The sequence below is a fragment of the Halomonas sp. 328 genome, from assembly GCF_015645095.1.
Lineage (GTDB): Bacteria > Pseudomonadota > Gammaproteobacteria > Pseudomonadales > Halomonadaceae > Bisbaumannia.
Window position 1 is genome coordinate 44,613 of sequence record NZ_JADOTW010000002.1, and the last position, 17,148, is coordinate 61,760.

The following is a 17,148-nucleotide window of genomic DNA, read 5'->3' on the forward strand; positions in this document are numbered from 1 at the left end:
ATCCATGCAACCGACAGCCGACCAGCGGCGCTGGATGTACCGGAACATGGTGCTGAGCCGCTATCTCGAGGAGCGCATCGAGGCGCTCTATATGGAAGGCAAGACCCCGGTCTTCAACATGGCCAAGGGCCCCATTCCTGGAGAGATGCACCTCTCCAATGGCCAGGAGCCCTGCGCCGTGGGGGTCTGCGCCCATCTGACGGCGGACGACATCGTCACCGCCACCCACCGGCCCCACCATATCGCCGTGGCCAAGGGGGTCGATCTCGATGCCATGGTCGCCGAGATCTTCGGCAAGGCCACCGGGCTTTCCGGTGGCCGCGGCGGCCATATGCACCTCTTCGATGGCGCGGTGAACTTCTCCTGTTCGGGGATCATCGGCGAGGGCCTGGGCCCGGCGGTGGGGGCGGCGCTCTCCCGCCAGATGCAGGGCAAGCCCGGGGTGGCGGTGGCCTTTATGGGGGAGGGGGCCGCCAACCAGGGCGCCTTCCACGAGGCGCTGAACTTGGCGGCGGTGTGGCAGCTGCCGGTGGTCTTCGTTATCGAGGACAACGCCTGGGGCATCTCGGTGGCCAAGCAGGCCTCCACCGCCGTGCCGCGCAACGCCACCCGCGCCGCCGCCTATGGGATGCCTGGCCATCACGTGGCCGACAACGACGTGGAGGGCGTCTATGCCGCGGCGGGCGAGGCCATCGCCCGGGCCCGGGAGGGGCTGGGTCCGAGCCTGATCGAGATCGAGACGGTGCGCCTGGCCGGCCACTTCATGGGCGACGGCGAGGACTACCGGCCCAAGGGCGAGAAGGCCGGCCTCACCGATCCCATTCCCCGCTACCGCGCGGCCCTGCTCGAGGCCGGGGTGCTCGACGAGGCAGCCGATGCCGCCCTGGTGGCCGAGGCCCACGAGCGGGTCGAGGCGGCGATTCGCTTTGCCCAGCAGAGCGACTTCCTGCCGCCCGAAGCGGCGCTGGAAACCGTCTTCGTCTAACCGGGAGCACGACCATGACTACTGTAACCAAGAGCGCCAGCCGCAAGCTGACCATGGCCCGGGCCATGGCCGAGGCCACCGCCCAGGAGATGCGCGCCGACCCGCGGGTCTTCGTGATGGGTGAGGACGTGGGGCCCCTCGGCGGGGTCTTCGGCAACACCCGGGGCCTCTTCGATGAGTTCGGCCCGGAGCGCATCCGCGATACGCCGATCTCCGAGACCGCCTTTATCGGCGCCGCCGTGGGCGCCGCCTCCGACGGCATGCGTCCCATCGTCGAGCTGATGTTCGTCGACTTCTTCGGGGTGTGCATGGACGCCATCTACAACCTGATGGCCAAGAACACCTACTTTTCCGGCGGCAAGGTCCCGGTGCCGATGGTGCTGATGACCTCCACCGGCGGTGGCTACTCCGATGCCGGCCAGCACTCCCAGTGCCTCTACGGCACCTTCGCCCACCTGCCGGGCATGAAGGTGGTGGTGCCGAGCAACGCCTATGACGCCAAGGGGCTGATGACCGCGGCGATCCGCGACGACAACCCGGTGGTCTTCATGTACCACAAGGCACTGCAGGGCATGGGCTGGCTGGGGACCGAAAAGGGCGCCACCGTGGCGGTGCCCGAGGAGGCCTATACCGTGGAGATCGGCAAGGCCGCGGTGGCCCGGGAGGGACAGGACCTGACCCTGGTCAGCCTCGGCGCCGGCGTGCACCACTGCCTGCGCGCCGCCCAGGCCCTGGAGGAGGAGGGCTTCTCCGCCGAGGTGATCGACCTGCGCAGCCTGGTGCCGCTGGATCGCGAGACGGTGCGCGAGTCGGTCGCCAAGACCGGACGCCTGATCGTGGTGGACGAGGACTACCACAGCTATGGGGTCAGCGGCGAGATCATCGCCAGCGTGGCCGAACACCCGGGCTGCCGCCTGCGCGCCGCCCCCAAGCGGGTGGCCTACCCGGACATTCCCATTCCCTTCGCGCCGACCATGGAGCAGTGGGCCCTGCCCAATGCCGACAAGATCGTCGCCGCCTTCCACCAGATGCTGAACGAACACTGAGGAGAGACCCCTATGACGACCGATATCACCGTACCCGCGGACCTCTGGGAGGGCGACACCGAAGGCGTGATCACCGCCTGGCTGGTCAATGACGGGGCCGAGGTCGCCCAGGGTGACCTGGTCGCCGAGGTAATGGTGGAGAAGGCCCAGTACGAGATCGAGGCGCCGGTCTCTGGGCGACTCAGCATCGCCAAGGAAGAGGACGAGGTGGTGAGCAAGGGCACCCTGATCGCCACCCTGGAAGCCTAAGGAGGCTGGAGATGAGACTGGAGACTCCAGAAACCCAAGTGTCCGCCCCTTCGGGGGCGGATGGTGCCACGGCCCCGATCAAGCTGCGCGGCATGCGCGGCATGATCGCCTCGAAGATGCTGCAGAGCCTGCAGCAGTCGGCCCAGCTGACCCATCATGCCAGTGCTCGCCTGGATGCCCTGCAGGCGCTGCGGCGACATTGTCGAGAGGCTGGACTGCCGGTTCCCTCGCTACAGGACCTGCTGCTGCGCCTGACCGTCCAGACCCTGGGCGACTTCCCGGCCCTCAATGCCACCCTGGAGGAGAACTGCATCACCCGGCATACCGCGGTGCACCTGGGCCTGGCGATTCCGCTGCCCGACGACCTGCTGGTGGCCCCGGCGCTGTTCGATGCCCAGGCCCTGCGCCTGGGCGAGTTGCCCGAGGCGCGGCGGACGCTCACCGAACAGGCCCGCAACGGCGGGCTCGGCGTCAAGGCGCTCACCGGCGCGACCTTTACCGTCACCAACCTGGGGCGCTCCCGGGTGCACCACTTCACGCCGTTGCTCAACCTGCCCCAGGTGGCGATCCTCGGCATCGGTGGTGTGGAGTCCCGGGCCGTGCCAGACTCGGACGGCTGGCGCGCCGTGGAGGTGATCGGCCTGTCGCTGACCTTCGACCATCGCGCCGTCAATGGGGCGCCGGCGGCGGCCTTCCTCGATGCCCTCTGCGCGCGTATCGAGGGGCTCGCCAGCGATGCCTTCGACCCTGAACTCTGAGATGGAGCCCGGCCCATGACCCACGCCTTGCCCCTGGAGCGCGACTCCCAGACCCTGCACCGTCCCAGCGTGGCGGAGGGCCTGGCCCTGGAGGAGGCGCTGCTGGAGTCGATCTGTCACGGCGAGGGCGACTTCGGCCTGGTGGCCTGGTCGCCCCACGACCGGGCCCTGGTGATGCCGCGCCGCCACGAACGCCTGGCGGGCTTTCCCGAGGCCCGGGCGGCGCTCGCGGCCCAGGGCTGGCCGATCGCGTTCCGCTCCACCGGTGGCACCCCGGTGCCGCAATGTCCGGCGGTGATCAACGTGGCCCTGGCGCTACGCTGCCGGGTCACCGGCTCCGCCGCCCACCTGGAGTGGGGCTACCGGCGTCTGGGAATGCCCTGGTGCGACTGGTTGAGTGAGCTGGGCGTGGCCGAGGCTAACCTGGGAGCGGCCCCGGGGGCCTACTGCGACGGGCGCTTCAATGTGCGCATCGGCGAGCGCAAGCTGGTGGGGACCGCCCAGCGCTGGCGGCGGGTGCGGGGTTGTCGCGACATGGCGATGCTGGCCCATGGCGCCATGCAGGTGGGGGAGACGCCGGAGGCCCTGGTCGGCGTGGTCAACGCCTTCCAGGCCGCCATCGGTGATCCCGAGCGCTTCTCGCCGGCCAGCCATATCGCCCTTGGTCAACTGCTGCCGGAGGCGCGGGTCGAGGCGGCACTGCCCGGGCTGCTGGCGCGGCTGGCCGAGGAGGCCTAGGAGATGATGCGCCATGAGCGACTATACCGACTACCTTGGGGACGTCTTCGTCGCCTTTGGGCCGATCACGGTGCGGCGAATGTTCGGTGGCTATGGCCTCTACCACGATGGCCTGATGTTCGCCCTGGTGGCCGACGAGACCCTCTACCTGAAGGTGGATGCCCAGAGCCTGGGCGACTTCGAGGCGCAGGGGCTCGAGCCCTTCGTCTACGTCAAGGGCGGGCGACCGGTGCAGATGTCCTATTATCAGGCCCCGGTGGCGATCTTCGAGGACGAGGCGCTGGCCGCCGACTGGGCGCGGCGGGCTTTCGATGCCGCCTTGCGCGCAAGGACGGGCAAGGAAGCGCGGGGCGGGGGCGGACGCCGCTAGTCCTCGGGCGGCCCCTTGAGTTCGACGGTATTGCCTTCCGGGTCCTGCAGGTAGATCGAGGGGCCGTACCCCTCGGCGCCGTAGCGGCGCTGGGTCTCGCCGGCCTCGATGCCATGGGCGGCGAGATGCGCCCGGATCGCCGTTTCGTCGAAGGGGGCGAGGCGCAGGCAGAAGTGGTCCAGGTTATGGCCCTCGCGCCCCGGGGCCGGCCCGCCGTGGCGGCCCAGGGGGCCGTCCACGGGAACCAGGTCGATCAGGGCGTCGCCGGCGCGCAGCTGGATCAGGCCAAGCTCGTCCTGGCGCTTCTCCAGCTCACACCCCAATGCCTCGATATAGAAGGCCAGCATGGACTTCTCGTCGCGGATGCGCAGCACCAGGTGGTCGATACCGCGGATGGGCAGGCTCATGGCGCCTCCTGTCGGCTATCCGACCGATCATCCTCCAGAATATGGCGCAGGCCGGCGCACTCCACCAGGGGGTCGTCGTCGTTGACCACCACTTCGGTATGGCCCAGCACATAGCCCTTGCCGGTGATGGTGTTCTCCACCACCTGGTGCGCGCCTTCCCGATGGGTGCCGGTGAAGGTGCCGATAAAGCCGGTCTCGCGCAGGGAGACCGTCTCCAGGCGGTCGCCGGGCTGGATGCGTCCCTCGTGGTGCATCAGCGCCAGGCGCGCCGAGGTGCCGGTGCCGGTGGTGCTGCGGCAGATCACCCCCGGGTGCACATAGGTGGCGGAGCGGGAGCGGTAGAAGTCGTCGGCGACCCGTTCTACCGGGCCCATGAAGTGCAGGAAGGGCAGGGGCCCCACGTCGCCCAGGGTGTAGTGGGAGAAGCCTCGCTCGGCCTGGATCGCCTCGACGATCTTGTGGGCGCAGTCGGCAAGCCGGCGCTCCTCGTCGCGGGTCAGGTCGAAGCCCAGCTCGGCGGCTTCCACCAGGGCGTAGAAGCCGCCGCTATAGGCCACCGAGTAGGTGACGTCACCCAGATCCGGTACATGGATCGACGCCCGGTGGGTGTCGATGTAGCTGGGCAGCCCCTCGCAGGTGATCGCCTCCACCACGCCGTTCTCCACCCTGGCCTCGATGGAGACCAGGCCCGCCGGCGCCTCCAGCTTGAAACGCTGGACGCCCTCGCGCTTGGGCACGATCCCCGCCTCCAGCACCGCCGTGGCGGTGCAGATGGTGTTGGAGCCGGAATAGATGGGGTAGCCCATCACCTCCATGATGATATAGCCCGCCGCCGCCTCCGGGTCGGTGGCCGGCACGATCAGGTCCACCGACATCTCGGGGATGCCGTAGGGCTCGAAGAGCAGCAGCTGGCGCAGGCCGTCGGCGTCGTCGCGCAGGTAGTGCATCTGCTCGCGCACCGTGGCGCCGGGCAGGGGCGTGATGCCGCCCAGCACGATGCGGCTGACGTCGCCGCCGGCATGGGTATCCATCATCTGGAAGGTCAGCGGGCGGCTCATGCGCTGGGCTCCTGGGTCGAGGTGGCGGCGGAGGACGTCAGGGCGAAGGGGGCGCCGTGCTCGTCCCACTGAGCGTCGGGGACGATCACGATCTTGCCGAGGAAGTTGCTGCCGCGGTTGACGAAGTAGCGTTCGGCGGCGTGCAGCTCGGAGAGCGGGAAGGCGCCATGCAGCACCGGCTTGAGCCGGCCCTCGCGGATCCAGGCGATCAACTGCTCGGCCTCCTCCCGGGTGCCGTGGGACACGCCGAAGATCTGCACCTGGTAGAGGTAGATGCGTGTCCACATGATCTCGGAGAGGTTGCCGCCGCTGGCCCCGGCAATGGAGAGCCGCGGGTAGCTGGTGCGGGCCCTCATGTCCTGGATCATGGTGTCGATAAAGCGGTCGGTCATCTCGCCGCCCACCAGGTCCATTACCGCATCGATGGGGGCGCCGCCGGTGGTGGCGAGTACCCGCTCGACGAAGCTCTCCAGGTCGCCCCGGTCGATCACCGCCTCGGCGCCCAGGGCCAGGAGCGCCTCGGCCTTCTCCGGCTGGCTCACCGCATAGGGAATCGCCCCCACGATCCGGCACAGCTGGATCAGCGCCGTGCCCACGCCGCCGCTGGCGCCGCTCACCAGCACCCGCTCGCCGGCGGCGACCTTGGCCGAGGTCATCATATGGTAGGCGGTCTGGTAGGAGCACATGCCCATGGCGGCGAGTTCCGCATCACGCAGCTCCGGGTTGGCGACGTGGTGGAACTGGTCCGACGGCACGGCCACGTATTCGGCATAGCCGCCGTCGGCGCCGTGACCGTAGTAGTCGGGGGTCAGGTTGATGTCGCGTCGGGCATCGGCATAGAGGTTGAAGTCGAGCAGGCCGCGCTCGCCGATCCGCCCGGCGTCGACGCCGTCGCCCACCGCCACCACGCGCCCGGCGATATCGGCGCCCTGGATGCGTGGGAAGGTCAGGGTCGGCTCGCCGCCCATGGCAAACGACGTGACGTCGCCCTTCTCCTTGGTGGGGTAGAGTCCCTCGCGGGCCTTGCGGTCGGTGTTGTTCTTGGCAGTAGCGGTGACACGCACCAGTACCTCGCCCGGCCCCGGCGTGGGCACGGGGACGTCGTCGCGATAGACCAGCTTGTCCACGTCGCCATGGCCGGTGAGCACCATGGCGGCCATGGTGGCGGGAATGGCCTCGGGGGAGGGGGTGTCGTGCATCGGCGTGCTTCCTGGGTCGGGTGAATTCCCTGCTGACGATAGCAGAGAGGCTCGGGCGCACCGATGGGGATTTTTTCGGTTTGCGGGACGGATTCGCCGGGAATTTTTTGTTCGCCGCCGGGGCGACTCAGCGGCCGGGTGAGCCCAGCAGCAGCGATGCCTCGATGGGCACGAAGCGGCTCGCCGACTGGACCAGGGCCTGGGCGGTCAAGGGCGGCACCCCATACACCTCCACCGTCTTGCCCCGGGCCTGGCGCAGGTGATCCACCAGCAAGGCGAAGTCGCCATCCCCGGAGGCCAGCACCACCACCTCGGCCTCTTCGGCATGAAGCATCGCATCCAGGGTGATGCCCACGTCCCAGTCGCCCTTGGCGGAGCCGTCGGCGCGCTGAATAAAGGGCTTCAAGCGCACCTCGAAGCCGATGGCTCGGAGGATGTTCTGGAACTGGCGCTGCTTCTCGTCGCCCCGGTCGATGGCGTAGGCGATGGCCCGGGTGACGCGACGCCCGCGGGTGGCCTGGGCCCAGAAGGCGTTGTAGTCGAAGTGGCGCCGATAGGCCTGGCGGGTGGTGTAGTAGATATTCTGCACATCGACCAGCAGCAGGACGGAGGTCATGGGGTGTCCCTATGGGTGGCGTGGGAGTGTTGCCATGGCGGCGTCTTAGTGGCCAGGGTGCGCCTTCAACAGGCGATTTGCCAGCGGCGTTGTGCTCAGGGAAAGGAAAAGCGCCGCCGAAGTCGGCGGCGCTGGATGTCGTTGAGATCAGTGACGTGGATCCCAGAGACGGCTTGGCATCTCGGTTTCATACCCCATGCCATAGGGCGTGCTGACCAGCTCGAGTTGCATGCCCCAGGGCGCCATGAAGTAGACCCAGGTCAGGCCCTCCATGGGACCTTCGTTAAAGGTCTTGGGCTGTCCCAGAACTTCGACTTCCCGCTCCTCCAGATAGGCGACGGCGGCGTCCATGTCATCCACATAGAAGGCGATATGGTGGCCCCCGATATCGCTGTTGCGGGGCTGCTCGAGGCGCTGATCCGGGGCCGTGTATTCGAAGATCTCCAGGTTGGTGCCATTGCCGCAGCGCACCAGATGAGCCGCCGGAATGGTCGCCTGGGGGTGGACATCCAGGTTCTCGTTCATCCAGTCATCATCGAAGGGACCGAAGGGGCCGATGGTGAAGAAGGCCTCGCAGCCGATGACATCGACGAAGAAATCCACCGCGGCCTGGCGGTCGGGTACGGTAAAGCCGAAGTGCTGGGTGCCGCGCATGCCGGGGAGATCGGCGAGGGCCATCTGACTGGCCAGCAGAAGCGATAGGGTGCCGCACTTGAGGGGCAGCTTGCAGGACATGGCATGACTCCTTGTTATCTATTATCTCGTTGCCAATGGATACCCGCGTTCGGTGCATCCAGAGTGGAGATAGGCAAGTGGCATGCCAGCCGGAAGCAGCCCGCCAGGATTCGGTCGATGCCTTTATTGACAGTGGGTTATCTCAAGACTGTCAAGAGCATGAGGCGTCGGGCCGTCACAGTTGTGACGTGACACCTGTTGCAACTCGGTCAGGTGTCACAGGCCTCGCTTCCCGGGGGGCAGTCAGGCGCCCCCAGGCGTTCACGCTTCGGCCTTCCATTTGATATTGCAGCCCAGGGAGGGGCGCTGGTCGGGGCTCGGTGTCCGGCCCGCCAGCACCGCTTCGATGGCGGCACGCAGGTCGGCGCCGGTCACCGGGGTTTCCTGGCCCGGGCGACTGTCATCGAACTGGCCGCGGTAGGCCAGGCGATGCTCGGCGTCGAAGAGGAAAAAGTCCGGGGTGCAGGCGGCCTGGAAGGCCCGGGCCACCGCCTGGGTATCATCCACCAGGTAGGGGAAGTCATAGCCCCGGGCGCGGGCCTCTTCGCGCATCGATTCGGGGTCATCGTCCGGGTAGGCGTGGAAGTCGTTGCTGTTGATGGCCACCACGCCGAGCCCCTTGGCCTGGGACTCTCGTGCCAGCTCGGCGAAGGCATCGGCGATATGGCGGACAAAGGGGCAGTGGTTGCAGATAAAGGCCACCAGCAGCGGTCGGCCGAGGAAGTCGTCGCGGCTGGTGATTTCGCCCTCGGGGTCGGCGAGGCGGAAGTCGGGCAGGGCACTGCCCAGATCGATCATGGTAGAGGCGGTCTTGGCCATGACATCACTCCTCTGGCAGGGAATGCTGGCAGCCTATCAGATTCCTCGGCCTTGATGGCGATCGCCAGGACGGCGATGCTGATGACACCATTCGCTAGCGGAGGTACTTGCCATGCCCTTTGCCATTTCTTCCCTGACCCTGAGCAGTCCCGCCTTCGGCCCCGGCCAGGCGATTCCCCGTCAGCATAGCGGCGAGGGGGAGGATGTCTCGCCCGCCCTGCTTTGGGAAGAGGTGCCCAAGGGCACCCGCGCCTTCGCCGTGTTCTGCCACGACCCGGACGCGCCCCTGGTCCAGCATGGCGGCTACGGCTTCGTGCACTGGGTGCTCTATAACCTGCCGGCGGAGACGACGCATCTGGCGGAAGGCAGTACGGCGGGCACCCCCGGCGTCAATGATTTCGGCCTGCCGGGCTATGGCGGCCCCATGCCGCCGGAGGGGCATGGGGACCACCACTACTACTTCTGGGTACTGGCCCTGGACGTGGACCTGGACCTGCCGGCGGGGATGCGCCTGGACGAGTTGCTGGCACGGATCGAGCCCCACCTGCTGGGCATGAATCGCCTGGTGGGGCGCTATCGTCGGGAGTGAGGCGGGGCGCTCAGAAACTCAGCTCGCCCCGGGCGCGTCGCTCCTGGGGCAGCAGGGCCGCATGAATGGCCTCGTTGACCGGCGTGGCGACGCCGGTGGCGCGGCCCAGGCGGACCACGGCGCCGTTCTGGGAGTCGAGCTCCGAGGGCAGGCCACGGATGATATCGCGCTGCATGGAGGCGGTACTGCTCTCCGGCATGCTGTCGATAAACTTCATGGCGCGGCTCACCGCATCGCGGTGCAGGCGAACGCCCCGGGCCTTGGCCACGGCGCAGATCTCCTCCATCACCGCTTCCAGTAACCGGCGGCTCTCCGGCTGGGTGCGGCTGATGCCGATGGGCGCCCGGGTGACCGCCCCCACGCCGCTCATGGCACAGATGAACAGGAACTTGCTCCAGATGGCCGCCTGGATGTCATCGGGAATCTCGGCGCTAACGCCCCGGGTGGCATCGAAGATCGCCTTGAGGCGCCGGGTACGCTCGCTGGGGCGGTTGTCCAGCTCGCCGAAGCGCAGGAAGGGGTCGACCCCGGCGTGGCGAACCACTCCGGGAGCCTCGCGATAGGCGAGGATGCCGCAGAGCCCGCCCAGCACCCGCTGCCGGCCCCAGCGCTCGGCGAGGTGGTCGCTGGCCTCCACGCCATTCTCCAGGGGCAGCAGCAGGGTCTCGGGGCCCACCAGGGGCGCCATGGCCTCGGCGATCTCGGCGACCTGCCAGGCCTTGACCGCCACCAGCACGCAGTCCACGGGACCGACCTCGGCGGGATCCGCGCTGGCCTGGACCGGCGCGATCAGGACGTCGCCCTGGGGGCTCAACACCTTGAGTCCATCGCGGCGCATGGCCGCCAGGTGGTCGCCGCGGGCGATAAAGTGGACGTCCTCGCCGGCCTCGGCGAGGCGGCCTCCGAAGTAGCCGCCCACGCCGCCACTGCCATAGATCGCAAAGCGCATCGTCCGTCCTCGTCCCTTAGTAGAGAGCCTGCTCTTCGTTGATCACTTCCTTGAGCAGCTCCAGGTAGAGCTTGTCCGCTTCCGAGTGTTCGCTGGGATCCTCGGGGATATGCACGCTGGTGGTGTCGGAGATCTCGTTGGCGATGCGCGCCATCACGTCCTTGTCGTTGCCCTCGCCGAGGTGCTTGCGGGCCACGACCAGCGATTGCTCGAGGATCTTGGGGTCCTCCAGCAGCTTCTTGATAAAGCTGCGTAGCTCATTGATGACACGAGTCTTTTGAATTTCAGAGGCCGACATGGGGGTACGCTCCTTAAGCGCGGAAATCACCGCTTAACCATACCATGGCGCATCGATGGCGTCAGTGTTCATCGGGCCTCGGCCGCGGCTGGCGAGTGCTGCCAGGCGTGGAATCATGGCGGCGCATTTTCTTGGCGGAGCTGAATTCCATCGACTAGAGTGCAAATAGCGTTACGTTAGTTTACAAAAAGTGCCTGCCTCCCGAAGCATGGATATGCCTCGGGAGGTAAGCCGCATCATCACTCCACCACTAGCAGATGCGTTGATGCACGAGGGGCGATCATGAATACCTTCATGTCGATTCAAGGGACTCCAATAAAACGCCTGGTGCTGGCCGTCGGGGCGGCCTGCCTGAGCGGCGCGACCACCGCCGCCCTGGCCCAGAGCACGGCGGGCAACCTTACCGAGGTGGCCCAGCGGGCCATCAATACCAATCCGGAGGTGCAGGCCAGCTGGAACGGTTTCCAGGCGGCAATGAACGAGGTCGGGGTGGCCCGGGGCAACTACTTCCCCAGCGTCGACCTGGTCGGTGGTGTCGGCCGTGAAGCCCGCGAGGGAGATGGACGCGGCAGCTTCTCGTCGGACTTCGTCGAGATCTCCCTGACCCAGATGCTCTATGACGGTTTCGCCACCCGCAGCGCCGTGGAACAGCTCGATCGTGCCAAGCTGGTGCGCTACTACGAACTGCTGGGCGCCAGCGAGGAGGTGGCCCTGGAGGCGACCCGCGCCTATCTCGATGTTCAGCGCTTCCGTGAGCTGGTCTCCCTGGCCCGGGACAATTACGGCGAGCACCTGCGGGTCTTCAACCAGATCGAGGACCGGGTGCGCACCGGGGCCGGGCGTGGCGTCGATTTGCAACAGATCAGTGGGCGCCTGGCGCTGGCCGAGTCCAACCTGCTTACCGAGGCCTCCAACTTGCACGACGTCAGTGCCCGCTATCTGCGCATCGTCGGCGAGCTGCCGGCGGAGAACCTGGCCCCGGCGCCGAGCCTGGATGACCGCATGCCGCCCTCGGTGGCCGAAGCGGTAGAGATGGCCTACCAGGGCAATCCCAACTTTCATGCCGCCATCGAGAACATCGCCGCGGCTCGCGCCGAGCGCGAGGGGGCCCGTTCCGGCTTCCATCCGCGCCTCGACTTCCGTGCCCGCCATGGCAACAACAACCTGAGCGATGTGGCGGGGCGTCGCGATCATACCGTGGTGGAACTGGTGGCGAGCATCAACCTCTTCCGCGGCGGCAGCGACCTGGCGGAGTTCCGGCGTACCAGCGACCTGCTCGAGCAGTCCATGGACCTGAGAGACCTGGAGTGCACCAATGTGCGCCAGACCACCCAGATCGCCTACAACGATACCCGTCGCCTGCGCGAGCAGATGAATCATCTGAACCAGCACCGTCAGTCCATCGACCGGGTCCGCGGCGCCTACCAGCAACAGTTCGATATCGGCCAGCGCACCCTGCTCGATGTGCTCGACTCCGAGAACGAGTACTTCGAGGCCAGCCGCGCCTATGCCAATGCCCGCTATGACCTGGCCCTGGCCCATGCCCGGACCCTGGCTTCCATGGGCAGCCTGTTGCCGGCCCTGGGGATCACCCGCGCCGATATGCCGAGCCTGGCCGACCTGGGCAGCGATGGCATCAGCCTGAGCCCCGCAGACATCTGTCCGGTACAGGCACCCACCAGCTACAGCCTGGATGATCTGGTGGCCGGCATGAGCGTGCCGGCGCCGACCCGGGCGCCGGACGTGACCCTCTCCGCGGATACCCTCTTCGCCATCAACAGTGCCGAGCTGAGCCCGGCGGCCCGCGGCGAGCTGGATCGCCTGGCATCGCAGATTCGCGGACGCAGCGACCTGCGGCGGGTCTTTATCGCCGGCCATGCGGATATCACCGGCACCGATGCCATCAATGACCCGCTCTCCCAGCGACGCGCCGACAGCGTGGCCGGCTACCTGGCCAGCCAGGGGATTCCGGCTAGCCTGATGGAGACCCGCGGCTATGGCTCTCGCCAGCCGGTGGCCACCAATGCCACGGTGGAAGGCCGGCGCGCCAACCGCCGGGTCGAGATCACCCTGGAGCGCCTCGACGAGTAGCCGAAGGATCGGCAGACAGGGAGAGGCTTCGCCGCAACTTGAGTAGGGATCAGCCGTGACCAGTGACGAGAAGTGGTTCCGTTTCGCCGGAGGCGATCTGGCCGAATGTCTCAGGGTCGTGGCGCGTGCCCACGACCACGAGGTCGTGACCGAGGCCCTGGTGGCCGGCCTGCCGTTGGAGAACGGCGAGCTGACCCCCGGGGTCTTCCCGCGGGCGGCCAAGCGGGCGGGGCTGGCGGCGCGCCAGGCCCGCTGTGCCCTGGTGCGGCTCAATCCAGCCCTGTTTCCGGTGATCCTGATGCTCGAGCCCCACCGGGCCTGCGTGCTGGTCTCCCTGGACGTGAAGGCGCGGCGCGCCGAGGTGATCTTCCCCGAACTGGGGGAGGCCGCCACGCCAGTCGGCCTCGACGAACTGGAGGCGCGCTATAGTGGTCGAGCCATCTACGCCCGCCCCAGTTTCCGTTTCGATGCCCGGGGGCCGGAGGTCAAGCGGTTGCGCGCCCGGCATTGGTTCTGGGGGGTGATCGCCGAGAATCGACGCCTCTACCGTGACGTGCTGGTGGGTTCGGTACTGATCAACCTCTTCGCCGTGGCCATGCCGCTGTTCGTGCTCAATGTCTACGACCGGGTGGTGCCCAACCAGGCCACCGAGACCCTCTGGGCCCTGGCGGCGGGGGTCTTCGTGGTGCTCTGCTTCGACCTGGCGCTGCGCCTGATGCGCAGTGCCTTCGTCGACCTGGCCGCCAGCCGCGCCGACGTCAAGCTCTCCAGCAGCATCATGGAGCGGGTCCTGGGCATGCGCATGGAGGCACGACCGGCCTCCACCGGTTCCTTCGCCGCGACCCTGCACTCCTTCGAGGCGGTGCGCGGCTTTATCGGCTCCGCCACCGTGGTGGCCCTGGTGGACCTGCCCTTCGTGCTGCTCTTCGCCGGCATCGTGGCGATCATCGGCGTGCCCCTGGTGATCCCCATTGCCATCGGCGCGCTCTTCGTGCTGCTCTATGCACTGGCCGCCCAGAGTCGCATGCACGAGCTATCCGAGACCACCTGGCGGGTCAGTGCCCAGCGCAATGCCAGCCTGGTGGAGTCGGTCTCCAACCTGGAGACCGTCAAGGCGCTGCGCGCCGAGGGGCGGATTCAGGGGCTATGGGAGAAGACCACGGCCTTCCTGTCGCGGACCTCGGCGCAACTGCGGCTGCTGAGCAGTTCGGTGTCCAGCGTGGCCCTCTGGGCACAGCATACGGTGGCGGTGTCGGTGATCATCATCGGGGTCTACCTGATCATCGCCGGGGAGTTGAGCCAGGGCGGGTTGATCGCCGCCTATCTGTTGTCGTCCCGCGCCATGGCGCCGATCAGCCAGGCGGCTTCCCTGTTGGCGCAGTATCACCAGTCCTCCACCGCCCTGGCGGGCCTCGATCAGGTGATGGAGAAGCCCCAGGAGCGCGAGGAAGGCCGCCACCTGATCAGCCGCCCGGTGATTCGTGGTGAGATCGCCTTCGACAAGGTGAGCTTCCGTTACCCGGAGGAGGCCCAGGAGGCGCTGCGTGACGTCTCGTTGAAGATCGGAGCCGGTGAGAAGGTCGCCCTGCTGGGACGCATCGGCTCCGGCAAGTCGACCCTGGACAAGCTGATCCTGGGGCTCTACCAGCCTACCGCGGGGGCCGTCAGCGTGGATGGGGTGGATATCCGCCAGTGGGATCCCATGGACCTGCGTCGGCATATCGGCTACGTGCCCCAGGACGTCAGCCTCTTCTTCGGCAGCCTGCGCGACAACATCATCGCCGGAGGCGGCAGCGAAGGGGTGAGCGACGAGGCATTGCAGCAGGCCCTGGAGGTGGCGGGGCTCACCGAGCTGGTCAATCGTCATCCCCTGGGGCTGGATATGCCGGTGGGGGAGCGTGGCGAGTCGCTCTCCGGCGGCCAGCGTCAGAGCGTGGCCATCGCCCGGGCGATGGTGATGGATCCCGCCATTCTGCTGCTGGATGAGCCCAGCAGCGCCATGGATCACGCCAGCGAGGAGGCCTTCAAGCAGCGCCTCGCCAGCCTGGCGGAGCACAAGACCCTGGTGGTGGTGACTCATCGCACCTCGCTGCTGGCGCTGGTGGAGCGCATCATCGTCATCGATGCCGGCAAGGTGGTGGCGGATGGGCCCAAGGATAAGGTGGTGGCCGCCCTGCGTAGCGGACAGATCGGGAGGGCACGCTGATGGCAGAGCGCAAGCCGACCCTGGAGCAGCGTGGTTTCGAGCGGATCGGGCGTCTCAGCGAGGGCGGCGGCAAGCCCTTCCGGCCGCTGATCGATCGCCTCTTCTCGCGCTGGGTCTCCTCGGCTCACCTCAATCGGGACTGGGCCAGCGACGCCGACTGGGCACGCATGCAGCAGGAGCCGCTGCGGGCCCGGGCCTTCCTCTATCTGGTGGTAATGGCACTGGTGGGGCTGGTGATCTGGGCGACCCTGGCACAGATCGATGAAGTGACCAAGGGCGACGGGCGCATCATTCCCTCATCTCAACTGCAACGGGTGCAGTCCTACGACGGGGGCGTGGTGCAGGAGATCCTGGTGGCCGAGGGGCAGCGGGTGGAGGCCGGCCAGCTCCTGATGCGCATCGATCCGACCCGCTATGCCTCGAGCTTCCGCGAGAACCAGGCCCGGGTCTGGGCCCTGCAGGCACGGGCGGAACGGCTGCGCGCCCTGGTGGCCGACGATATCTATCGTCCTTCCCCCGAGTTGGTGGCCCAGGCCCCCGACCTGGTGGAGCGAGAGCGGGAGCTCTATGAGGGGCGAAGGGCCGAACTGCGCGAGCAGGAGAGCATCGTCCGCGAGCGCCTGACCCAGCGCCGCGAAGAGTTGAACGAGGCCCGGGCGCGTTTCAATGCCGCATCGCGGGACCTGGGGCTGGCCAGCCAGGAGCTCAACATGACCCAGCCGCTGCTGCAGAGCGGGGCGGTCTCCGAGGTGGAGGTGATCCGGCTGCGCCGGGAGGTCTCCCGGGCCAGCGGCGAGCGTAGCCAGGCCAGTGCCCAGGTCTCGCGTCTCGAAGCGGGCGTGGAAGAGGCCCAGGCGCAACTTCGCGAGATCACCCTTGAGCGCCGCGGCGAATGGCGTAACGAACTGGCCCAGACCATGGGTGAGCTCTCGGCCCTGCAGGAGAGTAGCACCGGCCTCGAGGACCGGGTACGCCTGGCGGAGCTGCGTGCGCCGGTCGCGGGGATCGTGCAGCGCCTCAATATCACCACCCTGGGCGGGGTGGCCCAACCCGGCCAGGACGTGGTGGAGATCGTGCCAACCGATGATCAGCTGTTGGTGGAGGCACGCATCGCCCCCCAGGATATCGCCTTCCTGCGGCCCGGGCAGGAGGCCTTTATCAAGCTGACCGCCTACGATTTCACCATCTTTGGCGGGCTCGATGCCCAACTGGAGCATATCAGCGCCGATACCATCACCGATGACAACGGCAACACCTTCTACCTGGTCCGGGTGCGCACCCAGGAGGCGACCCTGGCACCGGAGATGCCGATCATTCCCGGCATGACCGCCCAGGTCGATATCCGCACCGGACAGCGCACCATCATGGAGTACCTGCTCAAGCCGGTGCTGCGCGGGATGGGCAATGCAATGACGGAGCGCTGACCATGCGACATGTTCTGGTGGTCTCGGGGCGCTCGCCCCTGCCGCGCTGGCAACACGCCTTTCCCGATGGCTGGACGCTAACGGCCGAGGAGGCGGTGAGTCGCCTCGGCCAGGGCGATCATGCCTGGGTCCTCGGCGATAACGATGGCTGGCTCCCGGTGGTGGAGACCCTGGCGAAGCAGGGGGTGATCTGCGTGGTACTCTCCTGGCTACCCTGCAAGGAAGAGGCCTTCCAGGCCCTGGGCGCCGGGGCTCGTGGCTACGCTCATGCGCTGGGCTCCGTGGAGTTGCTGCATGAGGTGGCCCTGGTCACCATGCATCATGGGCTCTGGGTGGGACCGGAGCTGCTCAGCGAGGTGGTGGGCGCGACCTTCCGTGCCCTGGGCGGCGGCCTGGCGGATCAGGCCAGCGTACTGGCCGAGCTGACCTCCCGGGAGCGGGACGTGGTGCTGGCGGTGGCCGCCGGCCACACCAACAAGGAGGTGGCCCGGGGGCTCGAGATCACCGAGCGTACCGTCAAGGCGCACCTGGGGGCCGCCTTCCGCAAGCTCGGTGTGCGCGATCGCATGCAGCTGATCCTCAAGCTCTCCGGGCATCTGGAGACCACCTGA

Annotated in this window: 19 protein-coding genes; 11 read left to right on the forward strand and 8 right to left on the reverse strand. The window is 67.6% G+C overall.

Translation table 11 applies throughout. The features are described from left to right. Positions 1 to 4 precede the first annotated feature (4 nt). Genes IHD13_RS01075 through IHD13_RS01100 form a run of 6 tightly spaced genes read left to right on the forward strand, consistent with a single transcriptional unit; the run spans position 5 to position 4,146 of the window. On the forward strand, positions 5 to 985 hold the full coding sequence (locus IHD13_RS01075; protein WP_195859186.1) for a thiamine pyrophosphate-dependent dehydrogenase E1 component subunit alpha: 981 nt from the start codon (positions 5 to 7) through the stop codon (positions 983 to 985). 14 nt (positions 986 to 999) lie between these two features. Further along, positions 1,000 to 2,031 carry an alpha-ketoacid dehydrogenase subunit beta gene (locus IHD13_RS01080; protein ID WP_195859187.1) on the forward strand — a complete coding sequence of 344 codons (1,032 nt, stop codon included), beginning with the start codon at positions 1,000 to 1,002 and terminating at the stop codon, positions 2,029 to 2,031. A 12-nt stretch (positions 2,032 to 2,043) separates the two neighbouring features. Beyond that, complete coding sequence (locus tag IHD13_RS01085) at positions 2,044 to 2,280, forward strand: biotin/lipoyl-containing protein (RefSeq protein ID WP_195859188.1); 237 nt, start codon at positions 2,044 to 2,046, stop codon at positions 2,278 to 2,280. An 11-nt stretch (positions 2,281 to 2,291) separates the two neighbouring features. After that, positions 2,292 to 3,038: a 2-oxo acid dehydrogenase subunit E2 gene (locus tag IHD13_RS01090; RefSeq protein WP_195859189.1), complete on the forward strand. Its 747-nt coding sequence runs from the start codon at positions 2,292 to 2,294 to the stop codon at positions 3,036 to 3,038. A 15-nt stretch (positions 3,039 to 3,053) separates the two neighbouring features. Further along, complete coding sequence (locus tag IHD13_RS01095) at positions 3,054 to 3,776, forward strand: lipoate--protein ligase family protein (protein ID WP_195859190.1); 723 nt, start codon at positions 3,054 to 3,056, stop codon at positions 3,774 to 3,776. 13 nt (positions 3,777 to 3,789) lie between these two features. Next, a complete protein-coding gene (locus IHD13_RS01100) occupies positions 3,790 to 4,146 on the forward strand; it encodes a TfoX/Sxy family protein (protein WP_195859191.1) in 357 nt (118 codons plus the stop codon). Here IHD13_RS01100 and IHD13_RS01105 read toward each other — a convergent pair. The 6 genes from IHD13_RS01105 to IHD13_RS01130 all read right to left on the reverse strand — a co-directional run bounded on the left by IHD13_RS01105 (position 4,143) and on the right by IHD13_RS01130 (position 8,980). Further along, entirely contained in the window at positions 4,143 to 4,553 is a 411-nt protein-coding gene (locus tag IHD13_RS01105; RefSeq protein ID WP_195859192.1) for a VOC family protein, read from the reverse strand. The genes IHD13_RS01100 and IHD13_RS01105 overlap by 4 nt on opposite strands. Beyond that, positions 4,550 to 5,611, reverse strand: a complete 1,062-nt coding sequence (locus IHD13_RS01110) for a proline racemase family protein (RefSeq protein ID WP_195859193.1) — start codon at positions 5,609 to 5,611, stop codon at positions 4,550 to 4,552. The genes IHD13_RS01105 and IHD13_RS01110 overlap by 4 nt, the downstream gene beginning before the upstream one ends. Next, positions 5,608 to 6,810, reverse strand: coding sequence for a zinc-binding dehydrogenase (locus tag IHD13_RS01115; RefSeq protein WP_230086050.1), 1,203 nt, complete (start codon positions 6,808 to 6,810; stop codon positions 5,608 to 5,610). Before IHD13_RS01115 ends, IHD13_RS01110 begins: the two co-directional genes overlap by 4 nt. A gap of 127 nt (positions 6,811 to 6,937) precedes the next feature. Continuing rightward, positions 6,938 to 7,426 (reverse strand): LabA-like NYN domain-containing protein, encoded by a 489-nt coding sequence (locus IHD13_RS01120; protein WP_195859194.1) that lies wholly within the window; start codon positions 7,424 to 7,426, stop codon positions 6,938 to 6,940. Between the two features lie 147 nt (positions 7,427 to 7,573). Continuing rightward, entirely contained in the window at positions 7,574 to 8,161 is a 588-nt protein-coding gene (locus tag IHD13_RS01125; RefSeq protein WP_195859195.1) for a VOC family protein, read from the reverse strand. A gap of 261 nt (positions 8,162 to 8,422) precedes the next feature. Beyond that, positions 8,423 to 8,980, reverse strand: a complete 558-nt coding sequence (locus IHD13_RS01130; protein WP_195859196.1) for a thioredoxin family protein — start codon at positions 8,978 to 8,980, stop codon at positions 8,423 to 8,425. 112 nt (positions 8,981 to 9,092) lie between these two features. Here IHD13_RS01130 and IHD13_RS01135 point away from each other — a divergent pair, with 112 nt between their 5' ends. Further along, on the forward strand, positions 9,093 to 9,569 hold the full coding sequence (locus tag IHD13_RS01135) for a YbhB/YbcL family Raf kinase inhibitor-like protein (protein ID WP_195859197.1): 477 nt from the start codon (positions 9,093 to 9,095) through the stop codon (positions 9,567 to 9,569). A 10-nt stretch (positions 9,570 to 9,579) separates the two neighbouring features. Here the strand turns inward: IHD13_RS01135 and IHD13_RS01140 are convergent, their stop codons facing one another. Both IHD13_RS01140 and IHD13_RS01145 read right to left on the reverse strand, forming a co-directional pair. Continuing rightward, positions 9,580 to 10,518: a 2-dehydropantoate 2-reductase gene (locus IHD13_RS01140; RefSeq protein WP_195859198.1), complete on the reverse strand. Its 939-nt coding sequence runs from the start codon at positions 10,516 to 10,518 to the stop codon at positions 9,580 to 9,582. Positions 10,519 to 10,534: 16 nt separating this feature from the next. Next, positions 10,535 to 10,816 (reverse strand): hypothetical protein, encoded by a 282-nt coding sequence (locus tag IHD13_RS01145; RefSeq protein WP_195859199.1) that lies wholly within the window; start codon positions 10,814 to 10,816, stop codon positions 10,535 to 10,537. A 282-nt stretch (positions 10,817 to 11,098) separates the two neighbouring features. On the opposite strand from IHD13_RS01145, the gene IHD13_RS01150 reads away from it, so the two are divergent. From IHD13_RS01150 to IHD13_RS01165, 4 genes are read left to right on the forward strand one after another with little or no spacing between them, the layout of a single operon-like run. Next, positions 11,099 to 12,907 (forward strand): TolC family outer membrane protein, encoded by a 1,809-nt coding sequence (locus IHD13_RS01150; protein WP_195859200.1) that lies wholly within the window; start codon positions 11,099 to 11,101, stop codon positions 12,905 to 12,907. A gap of 55 nt (positions 12,908 to 12,962) precedes the next feature. Next, complete coding sequence (locus tag IHD13_RS01155; RefSeq protein WP_326838296.1) at positions 12,963 to 15,113, forward strand: type I secretion system permease/ATPase; 2,151 nt, start codon at positions 12,963 to 12,965, stop codon at positions 15,111 to 15,113. Continuing rightward, positions 15,113 to 16,537, forward strand: a complete 1,425-nt coding sequence (locus IHD13_RS01160) for an HlyD family type I secretion periplasmic adaptor subunit (RefSeq protein WP_195859201.1) — start codon at positions 15,113 to 15,115, stop codon at positions 16,535 to 16,537. The genes IHD13_RS01155 and IHD13_RS01160 overlap by 1 nt, the downstream gene beginning before the upstream one ends. 2 nt (positions 16,538 to 16,539) lie before the next feature. Beyond that, on the forward strand, positions 16,540 to 17,148 hold the full coding sequence (locus tag IHD13_RS01165) for a response regulator transcription factor (protein ID WP_195859202.1): 609 nt from the start codon (positions 16,540 to 16,542) through the stop codon (positions 17,146 to 17,148).

What these genes read in the sequence shown, in the direction of transcription:
- IHD13_RS01075 (WP_195859186.1), top strand. Translation starts at nt 5, where the DNA reads ATGCAACCGACAGCCGACCAGCGGCGCTGGATGTACCGGAACATGGTG.
- IHD13_RS01080 (WP_195859187.1), top strand. Translation starts at nt 1,000, where the DNA reads ATGACTACTGTAACCAAGAGCGCCAGCCGCAAGCTGACCATGGCCCGG.
- IHD13_RS01085 (WP_195859188.1), top strand. Translation starts at nt 2,044, where the DNA reads ATGACGACCGATATCACCGTACCCGCGGACCTCTGGGAGGGCGACACC.
- IHD13_RS01090 (WP_195859189.1), top strand. Translation starts at nt 2,292, where the DNA reads ATGAGACTGGAGACTCCAGAAACCCAAGTGTCCGCCCCTTCGGGGGCG.
- IHD13_RS01095 (WP_195859190.1), top strand. Translation starts at nt 3,054, where the DNA reads ATGACCCACGCCTTGCCCCTGGAGCGCGACTCCCAGACCCTGCACCGT.
- IHD13_RS01100 (WP_195859191.1), top strand. Translation starts at nt 3,790, where the DNA reads ATGAGCGACTATACCGACTACCTTGGGGACGTCTTCGTCGCCTTTGGG.
- IHD13_RS01105 (WP_195859192.1), bottom strand. Translation starts at nt 4,553, where the DNA reads ATGAGCCTGCCCATCCGCGGTATCGACCACCTGGTGCTGCGCATCCGC.
- IHD13_RS01110 (WP_195859193.1), bottom strand. Translation starts at nt 5,611, where the DNA reads ATGAGCCGCCCGCTGACCTTCCAGATGATGGATACCCATGCCGGCGGC.
- IHD13_RS01115 (WP_230086050.1), bottom strand. Translation starts at nt 6,810, where the DNA reads ATGCACGACACCCCCTCCCCCGAGGCCATTCCCGCCACCATGGCCGCC.
- IHD13_RS01120 (WP_195859194.1), bottom strand. Translation starts at nt 7,426, where the DNA reads ATGACCTCCGTCCTGCTGCTGGTCGATGTGCAGAATATCTACTACACC.
- IHD13_RS01125 (WP_195859195.1), bottom strand. Translation starts at nt 8,161, where the DNA reads ATGTCCTGCAAGCTGCCCCTCAAGTGCGGCACCCTATCGCTTCTGCTG.
- IHD13_RS01130 (WP_195859196.1), bottom strand. Translation starts at nt 8,980, where the DNA reads ATGGCCAAGACCGCCTCTACCATGATCGATCTGGGCAGTGCCCTGCCC.
- IHD13_RS01135 (WP_195859197.1), top strand. Translation starts at nt 9,093, where the DNA reads ATGCCCTTTGCCATTTCTTCCCTGACCCTGAGCAGTCCCGCCTTCGGC.
- IHD13_RS01140 (WP_195859198.1), bottom strand. Translation starts at nt 10,518, where the DNA reads ATGCGCTTTGCGATCTATGGCAGTGGCGGCGTGGGCGGCTACTTCGGA.
- IHD13_RS01145 (WP_195859199.1), bottom strand. Translation starts at nt 10,816, where the DNA reads ATGTCGGCCTCTGAAATTCAAAAGACTCGTGTCATCAATGAGCTACGC.
- IHD13_RS01150 (WP_195859200.1), top strand. Translation starts at nt 11,099, where the DNA reads ATGAATACCTTCATGTCGATTCAAGGGACTCCAATAAAACGCCTGGTG.
- IHD13_RS01160 (WP_195859201.1), top strand. Translation starts at nt 15,113, where the DNA reads ATGGCAGAGCGCAAGCCGACCCTGGAGCAGCGTGGTTTCGAGCGGATC.
- IHD13_RS01165 (WP_195859202.1), top strand. Translation starts at nt 16,540, where the DNA reads ATGCGACATGTTCTGGTGGTCTCGGGGCGCTCGCCCCTGCCGCGCTGG.